This is a genomic window from Pyxidicoccus xibeiensis (assembly GCF_024198175.1).
Lineage (GTDB): Bacteria > Myxococcota > Myxococcia > Myxococcales > Myxococcaceae > Myxococcus > Myxococcus xibeiensis.
In genome coordinates this window covers 503310-528668 of sequence record NZ_JAJVKV010000003.1, presented here as the reverse complement: position 1 = coordinate 528668, position 25359 = coordinate 503310, and the positions used below count along the sequence as shown (strand labels likewise).

Sequence of the window (25359 nt, the reverse complement as noted above, 5' to 3'; positions counted from 1 at the left end):
GGCGCGCAGTCCATTGGGAGGAGGGGAGGGCCGGAAAGGTACGGCCCTCTCTTCCCCGGGCTGCAGCGGCGGGATTCCCTCGGTTATTGCTTAATCCTGAATTTGTTGGTCTTTGGAGGACCGGGTGTCTTAAGACAGTCTGCTGTCCGCTTCAGGACGAGGGAGGAACGAACATGCTCAAGAGAGCGGCAGTCCTCGCGGTGACCTGTGGAGCGTTGCTGGCTGGCTGCGGTACCGACACGCAGGCCGAGCCCTCGGACGAGACCCGGGAAATCATCGCCAACCTGATGGAGGCGGGCTTCCCGGCCGATGACATCGTGGCCGTCGACGGGGTCGTCTACGCGGGGCGCGACGCCGAAGTGTCCCTCCAGGCCTCCCGGGAGCTGCTCCAGCCCGGAGCGGGGAGTGAGGAGCAGTACCGGACGACCAACCTCATCGACCCCAGCATCAAGAAGATCTGCATCAACCCGACGGTGACGTTCAACAGCTCCGTCAAGCTCAGCCAGGGGCTCGACATGGCCATCGCCAACTACAATGGCCTGGGGCTCTGCTTTGGCTTCGCACGGGGGCCGACCACCGGCTGCGACGCGAACATCGTCATCCAGACGGTGACCGGCAGCGCTGGCTACGCGGGCTTCCCCTCGAATGGCCGTCCCTTTGGAACCATCAACATCGGCATCGGGGTGACCAGCTACAGCGCCGACGTCATCGAGCACATCATCACGCACGAGATTGGCCACACCATCGGGCTGCGTCACTCGGACTTCTTCTCCCGGGTCATCAGCTGTGGCACCAGCGGCGGCGGCAGCGAAGGCACCGCTGGCGTGGGGGCCATCCTCATTCCCGGCACGCCGGCCACCGCCACGGTGGGCGGGTCCATCATGAACGCCTGCTTCCGGACGACGGAGACCGGCGAGTTCACCAGCTCCGATATCACCGCGCTGAGGTACCTCTACGGCCGCGGTTGCTGAGCCCGCGGGAGCGCGGCTCGATGGGGGAAGAACGATGAATCGCTTCGCGCTCCGCGACAGCACCGACCGGCTCGATGCGCAGACGCAGTACGAGGACATCGTCCGCATCCTCACCACCCGGGAGTTTCCCTGGGACATCGAGCAGGCGCTCAGCTTCGCGCTGTTCCGCACCTACGCGGTGCCGAGCATCGGCGTGCTCCTGCACGAGACGGGCGAGTTCACCCAGCGCACGCAGAAGCGCTACGACGACACCGTGCTCATCCTCGACGCCATCCTCGAGCACGGCATGACCAGCCCGTCCGGCAGGAGTGCGTTGCGGCGCATGAACCAGATGCACGGCGCCTACGACATCTCCAATGACGACATGCGCTACGTGCTCTCCACCTTCGTGGTGATGCCGGTGCGCTGGCTCGCGGAGTTCGGCTGGCGGCCGCTCACCCCGCACGAGGTGAGCGCGTGGACGCACTACTACCGCGCGCTCGGTCGTCACATGGGCATCCGGGACATCCCGGAGACGTTCGAGGCGTTCGTCGGGCTGATGGACGGCTACGAGGCCACGCACTTCGCCTTCGATGCTCGCAGCAGGGCCGTCGCCGACGTCACGCTGGACCTGCTCACCACCTTCCCGCCGTCCCATCTCGCGCCGAAGGAGCTCGTCCGCCTGTTCGCCCGCACGCTCATGGAGGATGCGCTGCTCGACGCGTTCCACTACGCACGCCCGTCCGCACTCAGCCGGGCGGTATCCCGCCTGGCGCTCAAGGCCCGTGCGAAGTTCGTGCGCTACGTCCTGTCACCCCGCCGCGAGCCCCTCTTCGTACGCGGCCGGCCCAACATCCGCAGCTACCCGGACGGCTACACCGTCGAGCAGCTCGGCACCTTCCCGAAGACCTGCCCCGTGAATCACGGCGCCGCTCCGACAGGCACGCAGCGCCGGGAGTGACCGGCCTTGATGCTTCAGGCCCCGGACAGCGGACGGCCCGGCTGCCCGATGAGGTAGGTGATGGTCATCCCCTTCGCGCGATGGACTCCGCTGCTCCAGCGGTACCCGTTGGTCTCGAGCCCCGCTGTCAGCTTGTCGAGGTCCGCCGGAGCATAGGTCCGCAGCGACGACACCACGCCATCCCAGAGGATGAGCAGGGGAATGATGGGCACCAGGTAGGTGAGGGCCAGGCGCCACCAGCGCAGCGGGCGGATGAGCGGCGTGAAGCCCCACACGAGGGGGAGGACGAGCAGGAGCTGGCCGATGAGGTACGGCACCGAGCGCTGGGTGAGCTCGAAGGCGGCGAAGGGGACGCCGCGCGCGGTGGCGTCAGCGAGGAGGGCGCGGGCCTGCTCCGGAGGGAAGTGGTGCAGCGCCTCGAAGAGGGTCCGCATCCCCTTCAGCTCCTCGGGGATGCGCGTGACGTCGACCGGGGTGTCGCGGTAGTGCGCGCCGGGAGGCAGCTCCTGCCCCGGGGTGGGATGGAGGTCGGTGAGCACCACCTCGGCCCGGCCGTGTACCGCCTGCAGCGCCGGGAGCAGGGTGCGCCACGGGCCTCCCGTGCCGGAGCAGAGGTCGACGACCCGGTCCGTGCCCGACGTGCGGAGCAGCTCCGCAAGCTGCGGCGCCACGCTGTCGTAGGGGCGCATGCGGTCGAGGACGACGCGCAGGTAGTCGACCTCGCCGCGGCGCAACAGGGTGGGTAGCCACGGCTGGTCGAGGAATTCGAAGAGCTGGAGTCGAGGGAGCAGGGGCATTGACGCAGCTATAGTCCGCGCACGACTCTTTCAGCAGCGCTGCGGCCGTGCGGGCATTTCCCCTGATGACGCAATGATGCAGCCGGGCTCATACCCGCTCGCCCGGCTTCATGACCCTGTTGAAACGGGCTCAGGGCGTGGGCTGCGCCGTGGCCTGGTGGACCGCGGGAGGTGAAGCGGTTGCCGTGCCGACGGCGTAGACGCCGTCATACCCTTCGGGCGTGATGCCCTTCTGGACGACGATGCGCGGCGTCGCCGCGTGCTCCTCGTAGCGGGCCCGCTTCAGCGGATGGACCTTGCAGGTGTCCACCGTCATGCCAGTGCAGGCCCACATGCTCCCGCCCAGGTAGGCCATGTCGAGCGTGACCAGCCCGGGCTCCGCCTCGAGCAGGTGGTTGGACATGAAGCGCAGGTTCGGGTCCCACGGCGCGCCCTTGTCCCGACGGGCATGGAGGTTCCCGGTCAACACGATGAAGGTGTCACGGGAGGCCTGGGCACGCTCCTCGAGGAGCTTCGCCGCCATCTTGGCGTCGCGCTCCTTGCCGCCGCCCGCGTCGAAGGCGCGAACCTCCAGGGGAAGGCCCGCGCGCTTCAGCTCACGCAGCCGGACGAGGGCCTGGAGCATCGCCTTGCTGCTCCGGCCGTCCTGCATCGCATGTATCCAGAGCCCGGCCGCCGTGAGCGGCTCGATCGCGCCATCCTCGCTCGCGAGGAACGCGTCGATGCGCGGCTGCTCCTCCACGGGGAGCTCCAGCATCACCCGCACGGGCTGACCGGCCGCGGCCGCGTGACACGCCAGCTGCGTGGTGAAGAGCGGAGCTTCCTGCGTGCCGTGCATCTCCCCGAGGACGATGAACGCGGCGGGCTTCAGCACCGCCTCCATGCCCGGAATGGCGGGGCCACAGTCCGCCTTCGGGGCAGTCGCAGGACTCGTATCGGGGGACTGGACGGCGGGCGCGGCCGTCTTGCAACCTCCCAGCAGCGCGGCAGCGACCAGCAGATGACGCAGGGTGACTGTTGCCATTCGGTATGTGCCTCCTCGTAATCCGGATTCTGCCCGGGGCCATGGGGGGATGGATAGCTTCATGCCTTGCGCTTCATGGGGCTTTGTTCTCAGTGGACTCCGCGGGCCCAGACGTTGACGGGCGAGGCTTTGGCATTGCGGGGGCGTAACATTCGCCCTTGTACACGTAGTAATTGTAGTCCTCGTCGCAGTCCTTCTCGTCCCGGTTGAGCTTCTCCCAGCACCCACCGTTGATGGGAACATGCCCCCTTCCGGGACAACGGCCCTTCGCGTCTGGCCGGGCCTGTCCGGGTAGCGGGGCCCTGGGCGGTGGTTCCACGGCAATGATTGACCACGCGAAGGGCTCCCGAACGAGCGGCACCGGGGCTGTCAGCGCGGAGTCTCCAACCGCCACGCTGCCGCCATCCTTCGCATCGTCGGACGCTGAGACCTGACGCGGCTCGGCCTCTTCCGTGGGATGCGCGCTCAGCAGCCACCTGGCTCCGAGCGCCACGGCTCCTCCCAGGCAGGCTGCCACCAGCCAGGACTGTTTGAGACGCTCGGGCGCCCGGGGCACGACGTCTCGAAGGACGGCCTCTGTGTCTTCGGGCTGGGTCTCCTTCTTGTCGAAGAGCGGCACATCCGCCTGCGGCCCTGCCTTCCTCGCGGCGTGCTCCAGTGCCTGGGCCAGCTCGCGTGCACTGCCACGCGCTTCGGGGAGGATGGAGAGCATCCGGGACACCAGCTCGCTCAGCTCCGCGCAGCAGCGGACGTTGACGGCGCGGAGCGGCTGTGGGCCCGGGCCCTCCGGGCTCCAGATGCGCGATTCCGCGTCCATCGGTGCCGGCGTGGGAGGGTAGTCGCCGGTCACCAGCCGGTAGGCGGTCATCCCCAGCGCGAAGACATCATCCGCCGGGCCAGGGGCATAGGCCGTGGCCGAGGGCGGGAGGGGAAGTCGCATGGAGCGCCACGCCTCCGGCGAGCGGTAGGGCGGAGTCCCAGGAGGAAACGGTGGCGACGTCAGCGTGGCGGCGCCCACGAAGTGCCCGGAGCCGAAGTCGGTCAGGAAGACCTGACCATCCTCGGTGCGAACGAGCACGTTGTCGCCCTTCACGTCCCGGTGCACGCATCCAGCGGCATGCGTGGCCGCCAGGGCGCCCGCGAGGCTGGCGAGCGCGTGGAGCACCTGCCGGGACGTGGGGCACTGCACGCGCGCCCACTCGTACAGGGACACGCCCTCGACCCACTCCATGACGAGATAGGGATGCGGGAAGTCGCCCAGCTGTCGCCAGCTGCCCTGGTCCACGAGCCGGGGGACGCTCGGGTGGCGGATGCGGGAGAGCAGCTCCCCCTCTCGCGCGTAGCGCTCATCCAGGAAGTGCAGGGCGAGCTTGAGCGCCACGGGCCCGCCGCCCTGTACCCCGAAGGCGCGGTAGACGGCGCCGAAAGCTCCCAGGCCTCGGCGCTCCCGCACGCGCCATGGCCCCACCTTCGTCCCCGGAGGGAGGCGTGACGGTTCGAGGAGGCCAGGATGCATGAAGTGCTCCGCGAGGAGGGAAGGGTGCGCCGCGCTCGCGCCGAGCCTACCGTCTGCGTTGGCCGCTGTCTGCGCAATCCCTGGAGTGGGGCTCCTGCCTCCGCCCCGGCCTGCTCCTCGCGTCGCGACAGGGCCCCTGTTCTTCTGTCCCGAGGGCGCCAGGCAACACCGGGTCCAGGCCCACTCACCGCGGTGGGGCGGGAGCCGACACGGGACGGCGGTGTGACGACCCAGGTGGGGTGTGTGCGTGCGGGGTGAGCGCAGTGGGTGTTGGCCCCGGCCGGCCCCCACGGGGGCAACCGAGGACGGCTGTGCGATGATTGTATCAGATGAAGACAGTCACACCCCAATGGCTTCAGAGGCTGGGCGGGTCCGCTTCCGCTGGAGGAGGAGACGTTCCCGGCCGCTTCGACGCCATCCGCGCCGGGTACGTGCTCAGCGGAGTCCTGTGTGCCGCCTGCGTGGTCCTGGACTGGGCCATCCTGGGGCAGGTGAGTCTCACCACGCTGCCGGCCCGGTGCGTCTGGGGCGGCACGATGGTCCTGCTCGGGCTGCTCGGCCGGGCCCCGCCGGATGAGCACTCCTGGCATGCGACCGTCGTCGCGGTGGTGACGGCGTTCTGCTTCCCGGTGATTGTCCTTCAGACAGGAGGCTGGCAGAGCCCTCTCTTCTTCTGGAACATGGTCATCCCGCTGTGCTTCATGGCGATTGCGCATGGTGACCTGCGCGCGGTCGTCATCAGCACCGTCCTCAACACGGTCGGCGTCATGGTCATCGTCGGGAGCGGAGGCGGCAGCCTGGGCAAGGTCGCGCTCTGGGGCGGAATGAGCGCGGTCGCCGGCGTCATCGGGATGTACGGCACCTACGCGCACCGCCGGGTCCTCCAGGCCAAGCTGCGCCACGAGCGGGCGCGCGCGGAGACCCTGCGGCAGCTCGCCGAGAGCGAGCGGCGCCGTGGCCGCTTCGAGCGGCTCGCGCTGGTCGGGCAGCTCGCCGCGGGCGTGGCGCATGAAATCAACAACCCGCTCGCCTTCGTGAACTCGAACCTGCGCCATCTGGAGGAGCTGCGAGCGCGGGGTGAGGTGTGTCCTCCCGAGGAGCTCGAGGAGATTCACCGCGAGACGCTCGAAGGGGTGCGGCGCATCCACCAGATTGTCCGGGACCTGAATACCTTCGCGCGCGATGACTCGAGCGATGGCGATACCAGCACCGCCGCCGAGGTCATCGCGGAAGCGCTCCGGCTCGGGAGGACGAAGCTGAACGGAGGCGGCGCGCGCGTCATCGACGAGGTTTCCTCCCAGCTTGCGCCCGTGCGGTTCGGCAAGGGCCGCTTCGTTCAGGTGGTGCTGAACCTGCTGACGAACGCGGTGGACGCGACGGCCGCCACGGCAGCCCCCAACGGGCCGGAGCTTCGGCTCCGCGCGAAGGAGCTGGAGGACACGGTCGTCCTCTATGTCGAGGACAACGGGCCGGGCATTCCGGAGCACTTGCTGGAGCGCATGTTCGAGCCCTTCTTCACGACCAAGCCCCCAGGGGAGGGGACCGGGCTGGGGCTCGCGCTCTGCCGCGAGTATGTCGAGCGGGTGGGAGGCACCATCACCGCCGAGAATCGGGAGGGCGGTGGCGCCCGGTTCATCATCACGCTGCCGATGGAACGCCAGGCCCGCCAGGGCTCGACGAACGGCCCGGGCGTCGCGGCCTGAGAACCCCCCGCGAAGGCTTGCGTGCGAAGTGGCACCCCCTGCAGCGTGGCCCTTCCCATGGAAGGCATCGGGGTCGCGGACAGCCGAGCTTCCACCCGCTAGTCTTCCTCCATGCTCACGCCTCGGCGCTCCACCTCTGCCTTCCTCCTCGCGGTCGTTCTCTGCCTCGGCACTTCGGCGGCTCGCGCGGGAGCCCCCTCCGCCGAGCAGACCTTCGAGCACATGCGCGGCCTGGTCGGGACGTGGACCGCGCCTGTTTCCGAGGGGAAGGAAATCCGGGTGAGCTACTGGCTCGTCTCCGGCAACAGCACGCTCGTCGAGACGTACACGCTGCCTTCGGGCCGGGAGACGTTGACGCTCTACCATCTCGATGGCGCGCGCCTGCTGGCGACGCACTACTGCGCGCAGGGAAACCAGCCCCGCCTCCGCCTTGCCTCGGACTCCCACGCGACACGGTGGGTCTTCACCTTCGTGGATGTCACGAACCTCGAGACCCCTCGCGCATCGCACCTGCATCGCCTGGTGATGACGCTCGACGACCCGGACCACTTCACGAAGGTCGAGACCTACCGGAGCAACGGCAAGGATGAGGCGGAGACGCTGCGCTTCACCCGCGTCAAGGCGCCCACCGGCACCTGACGGTGCTGTCGGGGTGAGCTGCGGCCGGCAACCAGGCGTTCTACCTGGCCTTCCGCGAGGTGCCGTTGACGGCCTCAGCAGGGCCCCGGTCCTCGCGGGCTCAGCGAAAAGTCCGGGCGCGGCCCCGTCGTCACGCTCGCGCTGGCAGTAACACGGCTCAGCGCGGGTGGAACTGCTCGATGGTGATCTCCTCGGCCAGCGCGTGAAGGGGTGCTCCGAAGGTGGTGATGGTGGTGAACCAGTGCGTGGTGACGCCGTCGGCGGTGAAGGTCAACGGCACCAGCACGGACCCCGAGCCTCCGGGCATCGGAAGGTGGCGCGCGTCGGGAAAGGCGAGCACGCGTGCCAGCACGCGCGCGGACTCGGAGTGGGGGCCGCGCAGCCGGGCATTCTCCCGCAGCCGGTGGAGCAGGAAGCCCGCCACTTCCTGCCAGTTCCCAATGGCCGAGCGGACCCGTCCTGGCGAGAAGACCAGGTCCATCAGGTTCAGCTGCCCGAGCGCAGCTCGCCCCTCTCCCATCAGCGTGAGCGCGCCGACGTTCGCATCGAGCACCGTCGAGGCCGCGTCGAGCACCAGGGCCGGGTGCGGGTCGTGTGCCTTGAGAATCATCTCCGCCGCCTGGCGGAGCTCCTTCAGCTCTTCGCTGTTCCAGGCGCCTTCGCCGAACCGCGGCGCGTAGCCGGCCGCCACGAGCAGCACGTTGCGCTCTCTCAACCCGAGCATCAGCGCGTCGGCCAGCCGCAGCACCATGTCCTGGCTGGGCGCCGTCCGGCCCGACTCGATGAAGGCCAGGTGGCGGGGCGAGACGTCGGCGTCGAGCGCCAGGCTGAGCTGGCTCTTGCCACGCAATGCACGCCAGTCCTTCAACAGCGTGCCCAGCTCGCGTCTGGCGTCCATCGCATCCTTGCTATCGACGTCACGCACAGCAGGTCCTCCTCGCGGTTACCCGATGATGAACGACGCCGCACTTCCCTCCGAGGTCATTGCGGGGCGCCCCGGGCACATGGAGTCTTCAGGGCGAACCCCACACCGGATGTGCCCTCATGGATGACCGCCTTGTCTACCGTCTCGATGCTCTTGCCGCCATCTTCATGGGCGCCGTGTTGCTGGTATGGGCTACGCTCCTCACCACCCTCTCAGGCTGGCCGCTGTCCCCGGCCTTCCTGCTCGGCGTGGGGCTGTTCCTGGTGCCCTGGGCGGGGTTCAATGCGTGGGTGTCGGTCCAGCCAGCAGTTCCCCTGAGCGCCGCACGGGTACACCTCGCGGTCGACGCCTCGTGGGTGCTCGGCAGCGGAGCGCTGCTCGTGGCGTATGCGCCTCGGATGTCGGGCGTCGGCGTCGCGCTCGTGGTGGCCCAGGCCGTCGCCGTTCTTGGCGTCTTCGCGCTCAAGCTCGTGGGGGCCGCTCGCCTCCGTCCCGCGCGCGGGTGACCCAGGTGCGCTGCGGGGCTCGAGCTTCGTCACTCGCGTGCGCCTCACCCGCCTGGCTGCGCAAGCACGGCACGCCCCGCACCCGGGACGGGCTCGCGAAGCACGGCACGCTCGCCTACGTCCGCTCCGGGCGGGTGCGCGCCTGGCTCTTTGCAGGCGCTCAGATGATGCAGCGGAACGTCAGACTCATCCGGGGCGGTGCGTTGGGCTCAGGCGGTAGCGCGTGCAGCCACGTGTCCTGGATGTGTTGCTGCATCACCAGGAGCGAGCCACTGTCGAGGCGCACGTCGACGAGGTGCGCCTTCTGGTCCTTCTTCCGGAACCGGAGGGTCCGTGGCCCGCCCAGGCTGATGATGGACACCGTGGTGCCGGGCTCGAGGTGCTCGTAGGAGTCGGAGTGGAACCCCATCGAGGAGGTCCCTTCAGGGTAGAAGTTGATGAGGCAGTTGGTGATGCGATGGCGCACCACCTCTTCAACCGCCCGCGCCATCGCGTGGATGTCCGGTGGCATGGGAACGGGCGGGTAGGTGATACCGGAGTAGTCATAGGGGGCACCGAAGCTCGCGGTGAGCCGGGCCCGCATGCGGGTGTCCCAGGGGATGCCGCCCTGGAAGTGCTCCAGGCTTCGGGAGGGCTCGGGCGTGAAGCCCTCGATGAGCTCGACGCCTTCAATCGGTGAAGAGGGCATGGGGTTGACCTGTCGTCCACTAGCGTACGGGGGCGCGGAAGGCAGGCCCCGTCCCATCTGGCAGCAGTTAGAGCATATTGCGCGAATGGAGATTCCCTTCGACCGCTTCAATCGGGAGGAGCGCGCAGCCTGCTCGCACCTCTTTCGACTCCTCCATGAGGGGCTTGCCACCGCGCCCCAGGCGAGCGCGATGGCACGGGTGCTGGCCGCCCTCCGGAAGCGGGGCCTGGACGTTCCCGGCGAGGCCGCCGACGCCGTAGTCCTGAGCGAGGTCGCCCTCATCCGGGATGCGTATGAGATGTGGAAGAGCAGCGACGTCTCCGGCCGCATGGATGAGCTGGTCGGGCTCGTGGCTGGAGGACATCCGCACACTCCGTGGTCGCAGCTGGCGCCAGTCCTTCGCGACCCGAAGCAGACCCACCCGACCCAGGTGCGGACGAAGGCAGACCGCCTTTCCATCGGGGTCGGGCCCGAGGGCACCCTCCTGGGGAGTGCGCTGGACGTGCAGAACCGCAAGGTCTACGGCGCACTCCAGGACGTGTTCAACGCGAAGCCGGACCTCGCGCTCGTGCTGCCCTCGAAGCTCATCGTCTTCGAGGCGAAGCTGACCGAGGACTTCGATACCGAGCAACTCACGCGCACCGGGTTGCTCGCACGGCTGTGGGCCTCGCCTCTTCTCCACGGCTGCCTGGGGTACACGTCGCCGCCTCCTGCGCTCGTGGCCAGGCTCGGTGACGAGGGCACAGGGGCCGAGCTCACCTGGCAGGACCTCCATCACCTCGCGACGGAGTGCTACCCGCCGAATGACCGCACGTGCATCGCACTGGGCGCCGTCGTGGACCTCCTGCGCGCACGCCGCCCCACCCGGCCCCCCACGGGAGTCGCGACGACCCCCTCTGGTGGGCAGCCCAGGGCTTCGCCCGCGATGGGCATCACCCGGGCGGCGCTGGAGGACGTGAAGGCCCGCGTCGCTGAGCGGCTGCGGTCGGACACGGCCTTCGAGGACGGCAAGGTCGAAGCCCTGGACGGGTGGATGGAGCCACTCCCGCCCACCGCCGAGGAGTGGGCTCGCGAGCTGCGCCAGCGCAACGTGGAGCCCTGGGGCCTCTACGCCGCTGCGTGGCTGCTGCGCGAGGCGGCTTCTGCCCCAGGTCCCACGGAGGTCGTTTCAGGCGACCTGGAGGTGGAGCCCGGCGAGGTCCGTGTCATTCCTGGCGACCTCCGCGTCGAGGGCCACCTGCGCATCGTCGGCACCCTGCTCGTGCTCGGAGATGCCGAAGTCACCGGGCTCGTCCGGGACTGTGACCCGGACTCCCGGGTCGCCATCGCGGGGACGCTGCGCTGTGGGAGCCTCGTCACGGACGGGGCCTTCTTCGTTGGCGGGGACCTCGTCGTGAAGGACCTCATCCACGGCTTCCGCAATGACAAGTCCTTGATGGTCTCCGGCGGCATCCACGCGCGACTCTTTCTCGGCGAGGACCACGACATCCGCTTCGGCGGTGACCTGGAGACCGAGCTGGGCTCGGATGAGGACTTCTTCCGGAACGACGAGCTCCTCGCCCGCGTGCGGCTGTGGCTCGTGGACGAGGTCGTCGACGCAAAAGGGCTGCGCCGCGACGGGCTCATCGCGTGCCTCCGCGAGGGCCGCTCCATCTTCCGGAGGGGGCGGGTGACACCGTGAGGGTACGGGCTCGGCCGTCAGGTCGTGGGCGACACGGCCTTGGCGGGGGCATCCGTGTGGGTGAACCGGTCCTTGAGCCGCAGCAGGGGCTGCTCGAAGCAGCGCCATGACACGACGGTGAGCGCCAGCAGCACCGCGTACTCGAGCAGGAGGCCGAGCGCGGTGGCGCCGATGCTCCAGGGAATGAAGCGGTAGAACAGCGGCCTCGTGTAGTGGGCGCCGACAGGGAAGACGAGCGTGTGGAAGAGGTAGAGCCCGTAGCTCACCTGCCCCACGAAGCGCAGCGGCCGCCACTGCAGCACCGCCTGGAGCACCCGCACCCGCCCGGTGAGCACCCACCCCAGCAGGCTGACGAAGCCCACCGCCCACAGCGTGTACAGACCCGCCACCAGCAGCGCGCGGACAGTCGCGCCGCCCGGCCCCACGAGCGCCGTGGCCATGTGGATGGCGTGCCCATGGCTGAAGAAGACGAAGGAGAGTCCGAAGGCCACGAGCATCGCGGGCACCGCGAGCCGCCGGCCCCACTGCTCCAGGCGCTCCGCCGTGTAGCGGCCGTCCACCACGCCCAGCCCCAGCAGCCCCCCGAGCGCCAGCCCGTCCAGGCGGAACAGGGTGAAGGTGTAGACCTGGAAGGGCGTCGCGCCCTCATACAGCGCGGCGAAGCGCGCCACGGGAGAGAGCAGCACGCACGCCCACAGCACCGCGCGAAGCTGTCCGTTCCGCAGGAAGAACACGAGCAGCGGCCACACCAGGTAGAACTGCTCCTCGATGGCCAGGGACCACGTCACGCTGAGCGGCGAGGGGCCGAAGTCCGTCAGCCACAGGTTCTGGAGGTACAGCGCGTAGAGCTCCCACGGATACCGCTGGGTGTCGAAGGCCATCATCGGCAGCAGCCGTCCCATGGGGCCGAAGGCGAAGGCCAGCACCAGGAAGTACAGCGGCCAGATGCGCAGCGCGCGGCGCGCATAGAAAGTTCGGAAGTAGCCCCCGCGCTCGCGCGTCTGCACCAGGATGCGCGTAATCAGGAAGCCGGAGAGGACGAAGAAGAGGTCCACGCCCGCCCAGCCCACCTGGAAGAGCCTGCCCACCGACGCGGTCGTGAGCACGGTCAGCGAGTGGTAGGCAATCACCAGCAGCACCGCCACGCCCCGCAGGCCGTCCAGCGCGGGAAGGTGCGCGGGCAGGCGCAGGGGCTCCGAAGGCACGGTCTTCATCTCGGGCGGAGCATAGCGGGGAGTCTCCCGAGTGCCCCATCCACGTGCGTGGGTGTCGGCCGTCAGGGGAGCAGACGGGCTCAGTCGGGAAGCGACACGGCCGCGAGCCCGTGCGCGAACGGTTGGGCGGAAGTGAACCGCGGCGGAATGGCCCAGTTTCCGTCCGGGTGGATGTAGCCGAACAGCGCGTCCTCCTTCACCGGGGCCACGCCCTGCCAGAATCCCCCCACCACCGCCTTGAAGCGGGGAGCGATGACCTGGGTCCCCTTCCGGTCGATGAAGCCATACCGGCCCTTCACCTTCACCGGAGCCAGTCCTTCTGCTCGTACATGACAGGGAAGGCGCCAGTTGGCTGCGCAAGGCCTTTCGCACCGTGAACACGCACCTTGAGAAGGAAGGCCAGCCCGTCCATGAGGAGCCCGAGAGCTTCGGAAACATCAAGCCCCGCAAGCACGTCTCGAGCTTCCCCTACTCGTATCTGCACTCCCTGCGCCGCTACTACGCGCACGTGCGCGAAACGAACAAGCCGCCTCGCCCTCTCAAGCAGGGAGAAGACCCCGCCGGGGATCCGCTCGTCGACGAGCTGACGAGCATCCTGGACTCACACCTGCTCTGTCACTCCGACAGCGAGGGCTTCTATGTTCCCGTCGAGTTCTCGGACCCGATTTTTCAGGACAGCGGCCTGCCCCAGATGCCGGGCGAGATGCTCGGCTCCAGCCAGGGCCTGCTCCAGGAGCTCCGCCTGCTGGCCCCACACTTAGGGGTGAAGCTCGACGGGAACGGCGCGCTCTCGGACGCAGAGGCCAGCAGGCTCGACACCGCGGGCAAAGACTCGAAGGCTCCCTTCTCGATTGAGAAGCGTGTCTGGCTCGCGCTCTTCGAGAACGCCCGTGTCAGCGTCGAGGGAAAGACCGCGCTCTGCTTCTCGTGAGCCCGGGCGTCGGCTGCACCGCCGCGGCACTGGACGAAGCGGGGCTGGATGGCCAGGCGCCCCGGCGGGCTGTCGGCTCAATCCCTGGCTGTGGGCCGCCGGATACGGCTGTCACTTTCCTCGACGCACCTGCCTTGGTTGCGGACACGCGCGTCTTCGCCAATCACTGCGACTTCTATTCACTGAGCTGGAGCGATCATCGCGTGAGGAAAGTATCGGCGGCGTTGACACAACTGTAAGTCATGACGCAACAATGACTTGAAGAGGCCCTCGGGTCATCTCCATGCGGAGGGGCGGAGTGGGCTGGCGTCCTGGCGATGCGCGGTGGACGGGGGCCTCGCTCGCAGTGCACCCGCGGCACCGGAGCACGCTCTGATGACACGACGGACGCAGCCACGCTGGGCATTGTTGTGGGTCGTGATGTGCTGCACCCTGGTGCTCGGGGGCTGCGTGCGAGAAGCCCCTGGCGGGAGCGAGCCGGCCGCCGGGGAGGTCCCCATGGCCGAAGAGGCGGCGGCCGGGTGGCGCTCACCCGTCGAGGCGGTGGAGGTGGTGGGGAGGCACGCGGACGGGGTGCCCTTCTTCCTGAGGGGACCGCTGGGGCGGGTGGCGCCAGCGCGCGGCGCCACTCCGGAGCAGGCGGGCCACGCGCTGCGGGGCGTGCTGGCCCGCGTGGCCCCCGCCTTCCAGCTTCGCCCCGAGGACCTGGTGCCCACGCACGTCCGCACGGACGGGCTGGGCCACACCCACGTGCGCTTCGCGCAGCACAGGAACGGGCTGCCCGTCATCGGCGCGGAGCTCCTGCTGCACCTGGCTCCGGATGGCGCTGTCTACGCCGCCAACGGCTCGGCCCGGGACGGCGAGCCTCCGGCCGCACCCGCGCGCCTCACCGCCGAGGAGGCGGTCCAGGTGGCGGGCGCCGACCGGGAGCGGATGGTGGCCGGTGACGCGGTGGGGGTGCCGCGGCGCGTGTACGTGCGTCCCTCGGAGGAGTCCGCCCTGCGGCTGGCCTTCGAGGTGACCGTCTCGGGGCGGGTGGAGGGCGTGCCCGCGACCGAGCGCCTCTACGTGGATGCCGAGAATGGCACCGTGCTCGTGCGCGACCCGGACGTGCGCTTCGCGCGCAACCGCGTCGTCTACTCGGCCGACGGCGGCACGCAGCCTCCGGTCACCCCGGTGTGCACCGAGCCCTTCGGCTGCACCGACGCCGGCGACATCCAGGCCGTGGAGCACTTCTCCCACCTGGGCAAGACGTATGAGTGCTTCATGAAGGTCTTCGGCTACGACTCGTACAACGGCCTGGGCGCGCAGCTGCGCAGCGTCGTGGACGTCCACGCCCCGCCCACCGCCCCGTGCAACGCGTACTGGAATGGCAGCTACTTCTTCTTCTCGCGGGGCGACGGCATCCAGTGCAGCCCGCTGGGACGAGATTCGGACCTGGTGACCCACGAGTTCACCCACAAGGTGACGGACAGCACGTCCGGGCTCTCCTATTCGGGCGAGTCCGGCGCGCTGGACGAGGCCCTGTCGGACGTCCTCGCCGCCACGTGTGTGAGCCTGGACGGCGGCTGGGTGGCGGACACGTCCGTCTGGAAGATTGGCGAGTCCTCGTGGACGCCCGGTATCGCGGGGGACGCGCTCCGGTACATGCACGACCCCGGCCTGGACGTGCAGTCCAAGGACTTCTACCCGGAGCGCTATACCGGCTCGTCGAGCGTCGCCTTCCACGGCAACGCCGGCATCATCAACCTGGCGTTCAAGCTGCTGGCCACCGGCGGCACGCACCCGCGCGGCAAGAGCCAGCTGGCCGTCCCGAGCGTCGGCGTCGAGCGCGCGGCCCGCGTCTTCTTCTACGCCAACGCCAACCTGATGACGCCCAGCACCACGCTGGCGCAGGCGAAGAGCCTCACGCAGCAGGCGGCCCTCATCCTCTATGACGCCCAGGTGGCGAGCGCGGTGGATCTGGCGTGGCAGGCGGTGGGCCTCAACCCCAGCGCCGTGCTGCCGGTGTTTCCCCCGGAGTGCCAGGAGTGGACGGGACTGGCGGGGGATGCGGGCACGCAGCAGACGTACGCGTTCCCGGTGGAGCCGGGCGTGCGCACCCTGGAGGTGGGCATCGCGGGCGCGGGGAACGGGGACCTCTACGTGCGCCAGGGACAGTCGCCCACGACGAGCGCGTATGACTGCCGGCCCTTCCTCGACGGCGGCAGGGAGGCCTGCCTCATCGACGGGCCGGACGCGGGCACGTGGTACGCCATGGTGAGGGGCGGCAGTGCCTTCTCAGGCGTGACGCTGCGGGCCTGCCGCAGCCAGCCGGCCTGCGCGCTGGTGCCCGGCAACACGCGGTATGGGCTCGAGGGCAGCACCGGCTCCGAGTGGCACTGCGCGCTCGACGTGCCTCCAGGGGCCAGCAACCTGCGTGTCGAGCTACGCCCCGGGGACGGAGGCACGGGTGACGGCGACCTCTATGTCCGCTACGGCCAGCGGCCCACGCAGACCACCTACGGCTGCCGGCCCAACGTCCGGGGCAGCACGGAGACCTGCACCACGACCGCCCCGGGCGCGGGCACCTGGCATGTGATGCTCCATGGCTACGCGGGCGGCGGGGGCTACAGGAACCTCAACCTGCGTCCCTCGTTCACGGTTCCGGACGCGGGGGACACGACGCCCCCGGAGACCTCCTTCCTGGTGACACCTTCCCCCTCGGTGGGGACGCCGTACGTGACGGTCCACCCCACATCCGAGCCGGGCGCCCGGTTCGAGTGCCGCCTGGGCTCGGGCCCCATCGCCTTCAGCAGGTGCGACTCGCCCGTCACCGTGCCCCTGCTCACGGGGGGCAGCTACCGCCTGGAGGTGCGCGCTCGTGACGTGGCCGGCAACGTGGACCCCACTCCGGCCATTGCTACCTGGAGCGTGGACCTGACAGCCCCCGCGGTCTCCATCACTTCCGGGCCTCCAGCTCCAGGTGCAATACCGGGTCAACGGCTATCGCGACTGCCCGTGTGGCACTGAGCGCGGCGGCCGGGGAGCGTCAGACGAAGTGAGGAGCTGCTCCCCGCTCAGCCCGAGGGTCCGTCGCTGGCTCTCATCGATGCTCCTCTGCCTTGAGCGACTGGCATGTTTCCTCTCACTCCCAAGTCGTCCACTATCACCCCGGGAAGAATTATTCTTTACTTCAGGTGAAACAAGGATTGAACATGGCGACGTTGCACCTCTCCCGGTTGGAGGAGTCCATGTTCAAATGTCTTGTCTGGGCCGTCCTTGTGGTTGCTGCAATGAGCAACGGTTGTGCAGGGGAGCTGGAGGACCCAGGAGAACAGGTCTGGGAGGAACTGCCTGAGGGTGAGCCGAGCGGGCCACGTGCTCAAGATTACTACCCTCTTCCGGACGGGCCGCTGGAACCGGCGATGGCCAACAAGCCCTGCAAGATAAAGGAACTTGTCAATGGGACCTGGGTGGACAAGCGCTGGCCGAGCGGGAGCATCATGCACGGCACCCTCACCTACAGCAATGGTCTGTGCATGTTGAATGGCGGCTATGCCTGCAAGGTCGATAGCACCGCCAGCGGAATGTACTGCCAAGGCTCATATTTGAGAATTCACTGGACTCTGGTGCAGGCGCCACCGCCTATTCCAACAAACTGTCCTTGGCCGGAAATCAACTGCTGCCCGGCGTTCGAGCGCAAGTGCCGGAGCGGGAGCTGTTCCAGGAATGGGGTCTGCTTGGATGTTTACTGATCGATGAAGAACCCGGAGGGGGATTGAAGTGCCGCCTCCTCGCCGAGTCCGCCCAGCAGGTGGGGTTGATAACTGGTCAATGTGGAGGCGGCGGGAATCGAACCTGCGGACAAGGCGATAGGAAACCCCAGACAGGACACGCTGTTACCCGCTATCGCGTTGAACTCACGTCGGTTCGTTGTGTCGCCCCATCCGGGCTTGCTCTGTTCTCATCTCCGCTGGAGGGGCACATGCGGCCCCACAGGGTCAACCCGCGATCACGCCCCGTTCCTCTTCGAGGTCGGGCCGTAGCAAATCGCCCCGGCACCGGTCCTCTCGCGGGGACAGGTGTCGGCTCCCGTTGACAATGGATCGCGCCTGAACGAATTCCCATTTCGCGGGAAGATTGAATTGCGATGTTTGAATTTTGAAGGCATCGCCTGTGAGGGTGGGTATACGGCGCAAGTACCCCTGGCAGGAGTGCGGCATCTTGCAGACAGCCTTGATTCGTAACGGAGTTGTGGCGGCGCTCGCGGTCCTCGGGATTGCGTGCAATCAGGAGCCGGCTGGCGAGCCGAAGCCCACGGTCGACGCGGTTCGCGAGGCGGTGCTCGCCTCGAACGAGTGGACGGTGTTCCCGGCCTCGGCGGTCCCGGCGAACGCGACGGCCAACGACGGCAGCGCGGTGGAGCTCGGGGTGCAGTTCAGCCCGACGCTCGACGGCACGGTGAAGGGCGTTCGCTTCTACAAGGGCCCGGGCAACACCGGGACTCACGTCGGCAACCTCTGGGGTCCCACCGGCCAGCTGCTCGCGTCGGCCACCTTCGTCAACGAGACCAGCACCGGCTGGCAGGAGGTCCGCTTCGCGTCGCCGGTCGCGGTGAGCGCGAACGTCCAGTACGTCGCCTCATACCACGCGCCGGTGGGCCAGTACTCCTACACCTACGACGCGATGGTCTCCGGCGTCGAAGCTTCCCCGCTCGTCGTTCCGAGCGGCGGCGGCGTGTTTCAGTATGGCTCGACCTCGTCGTTCCCGAACAACGCCTGGCGTAACTCGGACTACGGCGTGGACGTAATCTACACCCCGACCACCAGCTACGCCTCGTGCGGCCTGCCCACCCGTCCTTCGAACCTCGAGGCCGCGCCGCTGGCGGCCTTCGCGGTCGACCTCTCGTGGTGGGGCGCCAGCGAGGGCTGCGGCGAGTCGCGCCACAACGTCACCCACCACCTCGTCTACCGGAACTCCGAGCTCGTCGCGGTGCTCGGCACCGGCGTGGCCTCGTTCCGCGACAACGGCGTCGCGCCGTCGACCACCTACCGCTACAGCGTTCGCGGTCGCGACGTGCACGGCAACGTCGGACCGTCGTCGGCGCCGGTCTCGGTCACCACCGGTTCCAACACCGGCTGCACCGGGTGCAGTCTGTGGACGGCCGCCAACGGGCCGGCGAACATCCTCTATGCCCCGTACGCGTCCGAGTACGGAGTGAAGTTCCGCTCCGACGTGGCCGGGCAGATCACCGCGGTTCGCTACTACAAGGGGCTGACCAACTCCGACGCGCATGTCGGCCACCTCTGGACCGCGAACGGCACGCTGATCGGCACCACCGCCACCAGCGCGGGTGAGCAGGCGTGGGGCTGGCGCGAGCTGGCGTTCGCCACGCCGGTGCAGATCGCCGCGAACACCCCCTACGTCGTCTCGTACTTCGCGCCCACCGGCTACCCGGCGTACACCGGCAACTACTTCGCCACCGCGGGCGTCGACGCGCCGCCGCTGCACGCGCCGTCCTCGCCTGCGGCGAATGGCAACGGGCTCCAGAAGACCACCGGCGGTGGTTTCCCGAACGAGGCCACCTCGGCGAACTACTGGGTCGACGTGGTCTTCGTTCCGGCCCCGTAGTCAGCCGGCCGTCGTTTCACTTCGAGGGGCCGACGTCTTTGTCGGTCATGCGCGCCTCGCTACCCCCGCGGAGAACCGGAGACGCGCGCCCGAAGCGTCCTGAGGTCCCCGTCGTCGAGCCCCAGGGCCTTCCGCTCCCGCACCAGGTGCTCGACCACGTCCAGGAGGACCTCCAGGCGCCGTCCCGTCAGGTGGACTCGGGTCGGGCACCTGGGCCTGTCGGGGCGGGACATGGCGAGGACTTCCGTCTTCCAAGGAACTGGAGTGAGTTCTCATGGAGCTCACGTGACAGCGACTGCTGCTGGCGTGAAGACGTAATCGCTTGGCACGTATTGCTAAACCCGAACGTGCGCCAACGGCTATTCAGCGCCAGCGCCTGAACGTTCTTTTGGCAAGCAACTGGAGGCACACAGCATGTCGACGCACGTTGTGAATACATGGATGAAGGGCCCGCATATCGCCTGGCTGGGATTGGCCGCCGGACTCACGTGGATGGGGTGTGGGCCAGAGGCCCCCACGCTGGAGCCCGTGGAGCAGGAGGTCGTCACGATGGGGCAAGACCTCTACGTCGCCTCGAACAAGGTGTGGTCCTCGCCCACCATCGCTGTCTGCTGGGAGAGCGGCGGCACGGCCCAGGAGCGCGAGTGGGTCATCGCGTCACTGCGAGACTCGTGGGAGGCTGTCAGCTCCGTTCGCTTCACCGGCTGGAATGCGTGCACCGGGTCGAGCAAGGGTCTTCGCGTACGGATGCAGGACGCGGGAGGCTTCACGAGTGGGCTCGGCACGAGCCTGAACGGCGTCGTCAACGGCGTCAACCTCAACACATGGGGAAGCGCGACCTCGCCCAAGACGTGTTCCTCTGGTTTCTCGCGCGAGGACTGCATCCGCTCCACCGCGGTTCACGAGTTCGGACACGCGCTCGGCTTTGCCCATGAACACAATCGCGACGACAAGCCGGCGGCGTGCACGGATGCGTCGCAAGGCAGCAACGGTGACACCGAGGTCGGCGAGTTCGACTGGGACTCGGTGATGAACTACTGCAACGCCGTTCGCAACGGGCGCGGAATCCTGTCGTGGACCGACATCGAGGGCGTGAACCGCTTCTACGGGAAGAACGGTCGATGGGTCGACCCGCTCGTCTTTGACGCCAACCTGTACCTCTCGATCCACACGGACCTGCACGCGGCCTTCGGCGACGACACCGAGCAGGCCCGGTTGCACTGGCTGAGCGCGGGGCTGCCGCGCGAAGGCCGGCGCGGCTCGCGTGAGTTCGATGCGCAGTTCTACCTCAACTTCCACACAGACCTCCGCAATGCCTACGGCACGGATGCGCGCAAGGCGGTCCACCACTTCGTGGCGCACGGCCTCCCCGGTGAGGGCCGACGCGGCTCGCGTGAGTTCGACGTCCAGTACTATCTGGGGCGGTACCAGGACCTCCGCGATGCCTACGGGACCGATTACCTGGCGGCGCTCGAGCACTGGCGCTACCAGGGCCTCCCCGCCGAGGGCCGGCGCGGCTCGACGGAGTTCGATGTGACCGCGTACCTCAACCGCTACTGGGACGTGCGCGAAGCCTACGGCACGGACTACCCTGCGGCCTTCGACCACTGGGTGCGCTCGGGAATCTCCGAGGGACGTCAGGGCACGTAGTTCTTCGCGGCGGAACCCTCTCCCGCGCTGTGTTTGGTGCCTGAACAACGAAAAGCAGCAACTCAGGTGTTGCTGCCAGGTGCACTGACCGTTCGAGGCACAGTCACAGGGGCCGGTGGTGGGCGACCTGGACCCGCGGAGCTCGACGTCGCAGTTGGCCCCAGTGGCGGTGACGAAGCGCCCTCTCCGGGTGGTAGGTTGCCGTCACCTACCTTCTTCGAACAGGGCGTGAGGATGAGCATGCGCGATGTGAGCGCCAGGCGGTTGGGCTTCGTGGGGTTCTGGGGAGCGGTGGCCTGTGCGCTCGTGCTCTCGGGCTGTGCCACCCGGGCGGCGGCTCTCCGGCAGATTCCCCCGCCGCTGCCTCCAGGCCCGCTCTTCTCTCCTCGTGCCACGTTTCGCTTCGCCGTCGTCCATACGCCGAAGCCCGGCATCCCAGTCCTCTCGAAGGTGGAGGAGCTGGTGCGCGAGCGCTTCACCGCGCTTCGGCTCGCTGGGGAGGGCCGGGGGGCGGCGCCCCTGCCCACCGTGCGCGCCTCGGAGCGGGCCCTGAAGGACCATCCTCTTCCCGAGCAGGGGATGCTGGAAATCGCCGCGCGCGGCCTCTCTCCCCAGGCGCAGGCGCAGCTCGCGGCCTCCGAGCGCGTCACCGTCCTGGAGTTCACCACCGAGCCCCCGGCTTTCGAGGCGGTGCGGCAGGCGCACGAGCTGGCGCTGGAGCTGGCCCGCGCCAGCGGCGGGCTGCTGTGGGACGAGCATGCCGGGGAGTTCTTCTCCGTGGAGGACTGGCACGAGCGCCGGCTCGAGGACTGGGACGGCGGCGAGCCGCTGCTGGCTCGCCACTTCAATACCCGTGTCTACGCGGAATGGGACGGCACCGTGCGGCTCGTCACCTCGGGCCTGGGCACCTTCGGCCTCCCGGACCTGGGGGTGCAGCAGGTCCCAGCGCCGCTCGCGGGCATGGTGGGCACGTTCATGAACCTCGCCGCCCAGCTCATGCTCGAAGGCACCGCCATCCGCGAGGATGGGGCCTTCCCCGTCGCCGTGGACGCGCTGAAGCTCGCCTCCTATCGCGAGGCCCTGCTGGGGCAGGTTGCGCCCGGGGCACCCCGGCGCACCTTGATGGGCCTGCTCCCCGTGGACCCGAGCGACGTGGACGGTGAGAACCGGCTGCTGGAAATCATCTTCCAGGCTCGGCCTGGCGACAGCCCCTCGGAGCGCCCCTACGCCGCCATCGCCGAGGTATTCGGCGCGCAAGCCGAGATTGTCCATGTCGAGGATGACCCGGAGCTGCTGGCCGCGAGCCGCCGCGCCGTGGAGGCCCTGCTCACGCGCATCAAGCCGCGCTTCCAGGAGGGACTGGAGCTGGAGTCGAAGCTGTTCGTGAAGGCCCGCTTCACCACGCGTGACGGGGGCCTCGAGTGGATGTGGGTCCACGTCACGCGGTGGGAGGGCGGCCTGCTCCATGGCCTGCTGACCAGCGAGCCGGCGGAGGTGCCGGGGCTGAAGGCGGGCTCGCCCGTGACGGTGGAGGAGGACTCGCTCTTCGACTACATCCTGGAGCGGGAAGGGGGCACCACCGAGGGCAACGAGACGCAGCGGCTCCTCCTCGAACGCTCGGGCAAGGCGCGCAATCCCCAGGGGCGAGAATAGCCGCTTACGCGGGGCGCGCTGAGCCACTTCGTGCCGCGCCCAGGGCGTCACCTGCCGCGGGCCCGGGCGGCTCCTCGCGCCGCTCGAGCGCGTCGAGCTCCGTCGCATGACGGCGGCCCCACTCACACAGCGCCGCGACGATGGGCTCGAGGCTGAGCCACACGGGTGCGAATCCCGTCGGGGACACTTCAATCGGGGCCGGAAGCCGATGGAATCGCAGCGGTCTCCGGCCCCGGTGCCTTCAGGCTCTCACGCGTCTCCTGAAGGTCTCTGCGTTTCAGGTCCCAGGCATGGGCTCGACTTGAATGCTGTATTCAGCCTTCACGTCAGCGTTGCGGAGGACGACCTCCACATGGCGGTGCGCCTCGGCCCTGGCTTCAGCCTCGCTGCCTGCCTCCAAGGTGAAGTACACCTCTTCGACGCTACCATTCTGGAGTCCTACGCACCCGCCAGAGGGAACGACCGCGTCGAGAGCCGCAGCGATGGCCGAGCGCTCCTCGGGGGAGAGTCCCCTGGAGAGGTCGGCGTAGATGGACCAATGCATGCCGAAGGCCTACCATCCTTCCCAGGCAGCATCTACATCCGGTCGCGTATCGAATCCAAGTCGCGCTGAAGACGCTCCCAGCTGTCGGATGAGGGCTGGTCGAGGTCGATGTATAGACGCAACACGGCTGGAAGGTGCTGCCAACCAGCCGTGATCACGACCTGAAATGTGGAGGCGGCGGGAATCGAACCCGCCGCCTCGCCCTTTCCCAGACGTCGAAGCCCGGTGCTCAGAGCGTCTTCATGTATTCGATGAGGGCCCAGCGCTCGCTGTCGGAGAGCGACTGGGTGAAGTCATGCCCCTCGTTGCCGAGCCCGTAGAGGTGCGAGTTGAAGATCATCCGCGAGCGGATCTGCTTCTGGGTGATGGGTGGCGGTGACTGGTAGGCAAGCGAGTTGTAGTTGGCGGCGAGGTTGGCGATGTTCGCGAAGAGCACGTCGACCGTCGCCATCTCCTGGCTGCAGGGGATGAACGGGTCATTGGCCGGGACGTCACCGCAGGCCAGGGGCGTCACCTTCCAGCCGAGCTTCGCGAAGTCATACGACGCAAAGCTCCCGTCATAGCCCGCGTTGGTCCCCAGCGAGTTGGCCGGAGACTGCTGACGCTTCCACACCGCCCGGCGGTCCGACGGCTTCAGCACCTCCCAGAGGGAGGGCACGCTGCCGTTGTGGAAGAAGGGGGCGGAGGCCCACGCGCCGTACAGTGGCGGCGCGACGTAGCCGAACGGCTCAATCCACTCGTTCGGGCCCACGGGAGAGAAGACGGGCCCGGTGCCGTTGTCGTACCTGCTGCGCGGCACTCGGCGCAGGGCGCTGGTGATGGGGTCGTCGTAGAAGGGGCCGTGGTCGGGGGCCTCGTCGTTGTAGCCGAGGAAGGAGGTGTTCCAGGCCCTGCGCTTGCGCTCGTCCGCCATCAACTGCACGCGCGCCGGGTCCGTCCGGATGGTCTCGATGGGGGTGATGACGCCGGCGATGCCCTTGAGGCGGGGGTCCGGTAGATACGCCGGGTTGGCGGCGTGGCGCGGCGAGTAGACGCCGTGGCAGCTCGCGCAGGAGCCGTTGCCCGGTGCCTTCGGGATGTTGGCATTGGCACCGTTCGCCCAGAGGTCCCGCTCGTGGAAGAGGATGGCGCCCTGCTCGGCGAGCGCGGTGTTGACCGTCTTGGGATAGACGGGCGGGGAGAGCGAGAGGAAGAAGTTGTCGTTGTCGTCGAACTCCGCCGTCAGCGCGCGGCGCTGCGCCGCCGTGCGGCCGAGGTTCGCGATGCCGAACGCCATCTCCGAGCGGACGTTGTCCGACGTGAGCGCGCCGTCCCAGAACTGACGCGTCTTGAACGCGCGGTACCACCAGTTGGGCGCCCGGGACATGCCTCCGGCGTGGGTCGGGAAGTACTCGAGCAGGCTCGGCACAAGGGCGAGCGAGTCCATGTCGAAGATGGCGGGCAGGAGGTCGACGATGCCGATGGCGTCACTCGTCCCGCGGCCCACGCTCCACGGCACCGGTGCGAGCAAGAGCGGCGTCTCCCAGATGACGGAGCGGAAGAAGTCGGACTGGATGAGGCCCGCATCAATCGCGTCGTTCGTGCGGCCCCACGCGAAGGGCGCCTCCTGGTCCGTCCCGAACCGCGAGTCGTGGCAGCCCGAGCAGTTGGACGCAATCTTGCCCGTGTAGCGCCCGTTGGCGTCCCGCTCCTGCACCATGCCCAGCGGCAACTGGCCGCTGCCGCCCTGGGTGAGGTTGGGGTTCTCCCAGGGCATGGGATAGGGATTGCGGAAGGGCGCCTTGGCGAGCCCGTAGCGCTTGATGACCTGCTCGTCGAAGTCCGCGGGGCGGAAGACATAGCCCCAGAGCCGGAAGAGGTTGTAGTAGCCGTTCGCGTCGCTGAACGGCTGGAAGTAGGCGCGAGTCTCCATGTTCGAGCGGCCCCGGGCCGCGCTCGCGCGGAACTCGCCGCACGTCTGCGGATTCGGAGCCAGCGTCGAGACGAACGGCGCCGGCGGGTCGTGGAGGTCCACCCACCAGGCGTTGAATTGCACCGCGGCCCCCGGCGTGTTGACGCCCGGCACCACCAGGGTGCGCGGGTCCACCGGCAGCGGAGTGGAGTCCGGCTTGCCCTGACACGCCGCCGTGAATGGCGAGCGGAGGGCTGTCGTGTCCAGCAATGGCAACGGGTCCGCGACTGCCTGGGATACCCCCAGGGCGACCATCAGGGAACTCGAGAACGCCCACTTCCGGTTCCATCGCAGGCTCATGCGCGCAACCCTCCATCGGTTATTGGCAAAGTGCCAATAGTGGCTTACCTAGGCCCCTGGAGGGGCGCGCACAATACGCAGCGCGTCAATCACAGCCAGGCTTCGACAAGGCG

Annotated in this window: 22 protein-coding genes; 12 read left to right on the top strand and 10 right to left on the bottom strand. The window is 68.6% G+C overall.

The window, feature by feature from the left end:
- Positions 1–173: 173 nt before the first annotated feature.
- Both LXT23_RS14930 and LXT23_RS14925 read left to right on the top strand, forming a co-directional pair.
- Positions 174–971 (top strand): zinc-dependent metalloprotease, encoded by a 798-nt coding sequence (locus tag LXT23_RS14930; RefSeq protein WP_253980835.1) that lies wholly within the window; start codon positions 174–176, stop codon positions 969–971.
- A gap of 34 nt (positions 972–1005) precedes the next feature.
- Positions 1006–1911: an oxygenase MpaB family protein gene (locus LXT23_RS14925; protein ID WP_253980834.1), complete on the top strand. Its 906-nt coding sequence runs from the start codon at positions 1006–1008 to the stop codon at positions 1909–1911.
- 14 nt (positions 1912–1925) lie between these two features.
- Here LXT23_RS14925 and LXT23_RS14920 read toward each other — a convergent pair whose 3' ends face one another.
- From LXT23_RS14920 to LXT23_RS14910, 3 genes are all read right to left on the bottom strand, one after another.
- Positions 1926–2708 (bottom strand): hypothetical protein, encoded by a 783-nt coding sequence (locus LXT23_RS14920; protein WP_253980833.1) that lies wholly within the window; start codon positions 2706–2708, stop codon positions 1926–1928.
- Positions 2709–2838: 130 nt separating this feature from the next.
- The gene (locus LXT23_RS14915) at positions 2839–3732 is read right to left on the bottom strand and encodes a hypothetical protein (RefSeq protein WP_253980832.1); all 894 of its coding nucleotides are present in this window, start codon (positions 3730–3732) and stop codon (positions 2839–2841) included.
- Between the two features lie 73 nt (positions 3733–3805).
- The gene (locus LXT23_RS14910; protein ID WP_253980831.1) at positions 3806–5185 is read right to left on the bottom strand and encodes a serine/threonine protein kinase; all 1380 of its coding nucleotides are present in this window, start codon (positions 5183–5185) and stop codon (positions 3806–3808) included.
- Positions 5186–5577: 392 nt separating this feature from the next.
- On the opposite strand from LXT23_RS14910, the gene LXT23_RS14905 reads away from it, so the two are divergent.
- Together LXT23_RS14905 and LXT23_RS14900 are read left to right on the top strand one after the other, a co-directional pair.
- The gene (locus tag LXT23_RS14905; RefSeq protein ID WP_253980830.1) at positions 5578–6951 is read left to right on the top strand and encodes a sensor histidine kinase; all 1374 of its coding nucleotides are present in this window, start codon (positions 5578–5580) and stop codon (positions 6949–6951) included.
- Positions 6952–7062: 111 nt separating this feature from the next.
- Positions 7063–7590, top strand: a complete 528-nt coding sequence (locus LXT23_RS14900) for a hypothetical protein (RefSeq protein WP_253980829.1) — start codon at positions 7063–7065, stop codon at positions 7588–7590.
- Between the two features lie 157 nt (positions 7591–7747).
- Here LXT23_RS14900 and LXT23_RS14895 read toward each other — a convergent pair whose 3' ends face one another.
- Complete coding sequence (locus LXT23_RS14895; RefSeq protein WP_253980828.1) at positions 7748–8515, bottom strand: MmyB family transcriptional regulator; 768 nt, start codon at positions 8513–8515, stop codon at positions 7748–7750.
- Positions 8516–8634: 119 nt separating this feature from the next.
- On the opposite strand from LXT23_RS14895, the gene LXT23_RS14890 reads away from it, so the two are divergent.
- On the top strand, positions 8635–9021 hold the full coding sequence (locus LXT23_RS14890) for a hypothetical protein (RefSeq protein WP_253980827.1): 387 nt from the start codon (positions 8635–8637) through the stop codon (positions 9019–9021).
- Positions 9022–9181: 160 nt separating this feature from the next.
- Here LXT23_RS14890 and LXT23_RS14885 read toward each other — a convergent pair whose 3' ends face one another.
- The gene (locus tag LXT23_RS14885) at positions 9182–9709 is read right to left on the bottom strand and encodes an alpha-ketoglutarate-dependent dioxygenase AlkB (RefSeq protein WP_253980826.1); all 528 of its coding nucleotides are present in this window, start codon (positions 9707–9709) and stop codon (positions 9182–9184) included.
- Positions 9710–9794: 85 nt separating this feature from the next.
- On the opposite strand from LXT23_RS14885, the gene LXT23_RS14880 reads away from it, so the two are divergent.
- On the top strand, positions 9795–11390 hold the full coding sequence (locus LXT23_RS14880) for a hypothetical protein (protein WP_253980825.1): 1596 nt from the start codon (positions 9795–9797) through the stop codon (positions 11388–11390).
- A 17-nt stretch (positions 11391–11407) separates the two neighbouring features.
- Here LXT23_RS14880 and LXT23_RS14875 read toward each other — a convergent pair whose 3' ends face one another.
- Together LXT23_RS14875 and LXT23_RS14870 are read right to left on the bottom strand one after the other, a co-directional pair.
- A complete protein-coding gene (locus tag LXT23_RS14875; protein WP_253980824.1) occupies positions 11408–12604 on the bottom strand; it encodes an acyltransferase family protein in 1197 nt (398 codons plus the stop codon).
- 80 nt (positions 12605–12684) lie between these two features.
- Entirely contained in the window at positions 12685–12909 is a 225-nt protein-coding gene (locus LXT23_RS14870) for a WG repeat-containing protein (RefSeq protein WP_253980823.1), read from the bottom strand.
- Between the two features lie 68 nt (positions 12910–12977).
- Here LXT23_RS14870 and LXT23_RS14865 point away from each other — a divergent pair, with 68 nt between their 5' ends.
- The 6 genes from LXT23_RS14865 to LXT23_RS14840 all read left to right on the top strand — a co-directional run bounded on the left by LXT23_RS14865 (position 12978) and on the right by LXT23_RS14840 (position 22451).
- Positions 12978–13535 carry a hypothetical protein gene (locus tag LXT23_RS14865; RefSeq protein WP_253980822.1) on the top strand — a complete coding sequence of 186 codons (558 nt, stop codon included), beginning with the start codon at positions 12978–12980 and terminating at the stop codon, positions 13533–13535.
- 498 nt (positions 13536–14033) lie between these two features.
- Entirely contained in the window at positions 14034–16547 is a 2514-nt protein-coding gene (locus LXT23_RS14860) for a M4 family metallopeptidase (RefSeq protein ID WP_253980821.1), read from the top strand.
- A 221-nt stretch (positions 16548–16768) separates the two neighbouring features.
- The gene (locus LXT23_RS14855) at positions 16769–17272 is read left to right on the top strand and encodes a hypothetical protein (RefSeq protein ID WP_253980820.1); all 504 of its coding nucleotides are present in this window, start codon (positions 16769–16771) and stop codon (positions 17270–17272) included.
- 481 nt (positions 17273–17753) lie between these two features.
- Positions 17754–19148: a DUF4082 domain-containing protein gene (locus LXT23_RS14850; RefSeq protein ID WP_253980819.1), complete on the top strand. Its 1395-nt coding sequence runs from the start codon at positions 17754–17756 to the stop codon at positions 19146–19148.
- Between the two features lie 414 nt (positions 19149–19562).
- Complete coding sequence (locus LXT23_RS14845) at positions 19563–20798, top strand: M12 family metallopeptidase (protein ID WP_253980818.1); 1236 nt, start codon at positions 19563–19565, stop codon at positions 20796–20798.
- A gap of 240 nt (positions 20799–21038) precedes the next feature.
- Complete coding sequence (locus LXT23_RS14840) at positions 21039–22451, top strand: DUF2314 domain-containing protein (RefSeq protein WP_253980817.1); 1413 nt, start codon at positions 21039–21041, stop codon at positions 22449–22451.
- A 4-nt stretch (positions 22452–22455) separates the two neighbouring features.
- On the opposite strand, the gene LXT23_RS14835 is transcribed toward LXT23_RS14840, so the two are convergent.
- The 3 genes from LXT23_RS14835 to roxA form a co-directional block, all read right to left on the bottom strand.
- Complete coding sequence (locus LXT23_RS14835) at positions 22456–22614, bottom strand: hypothetical protein (protein WP_253980816.1); 159 nt, start codon at positions 22612–22614, stop codon at positions 22456–22458.
- A gap of 114 nt (positions 22615–22728) precedes the next feature.
- Entirely contained in the window at positions 22729–22995 is a 267-nt protein-coding gene (locus tag LXT23_RS14830) for a hypothetical protein (RefSeq protein WP_253980815.1), read from the bottom strand.
- 229 nt (positions 22996–23224) lie between these two features.
- Positions 23225–25246, bottom strand: a complete 2022-nt coding sequence (roxA, locus tag LXT23_RS14825; RefSeq protein WP_253980814.1) for a rubber dioxygenase RoxA — start codon at positions 25244–25246, stop codon at positions 23225–23227.
- Between the last annotated feature and the right edge of the window lie 113 nt (positions 25247–25359).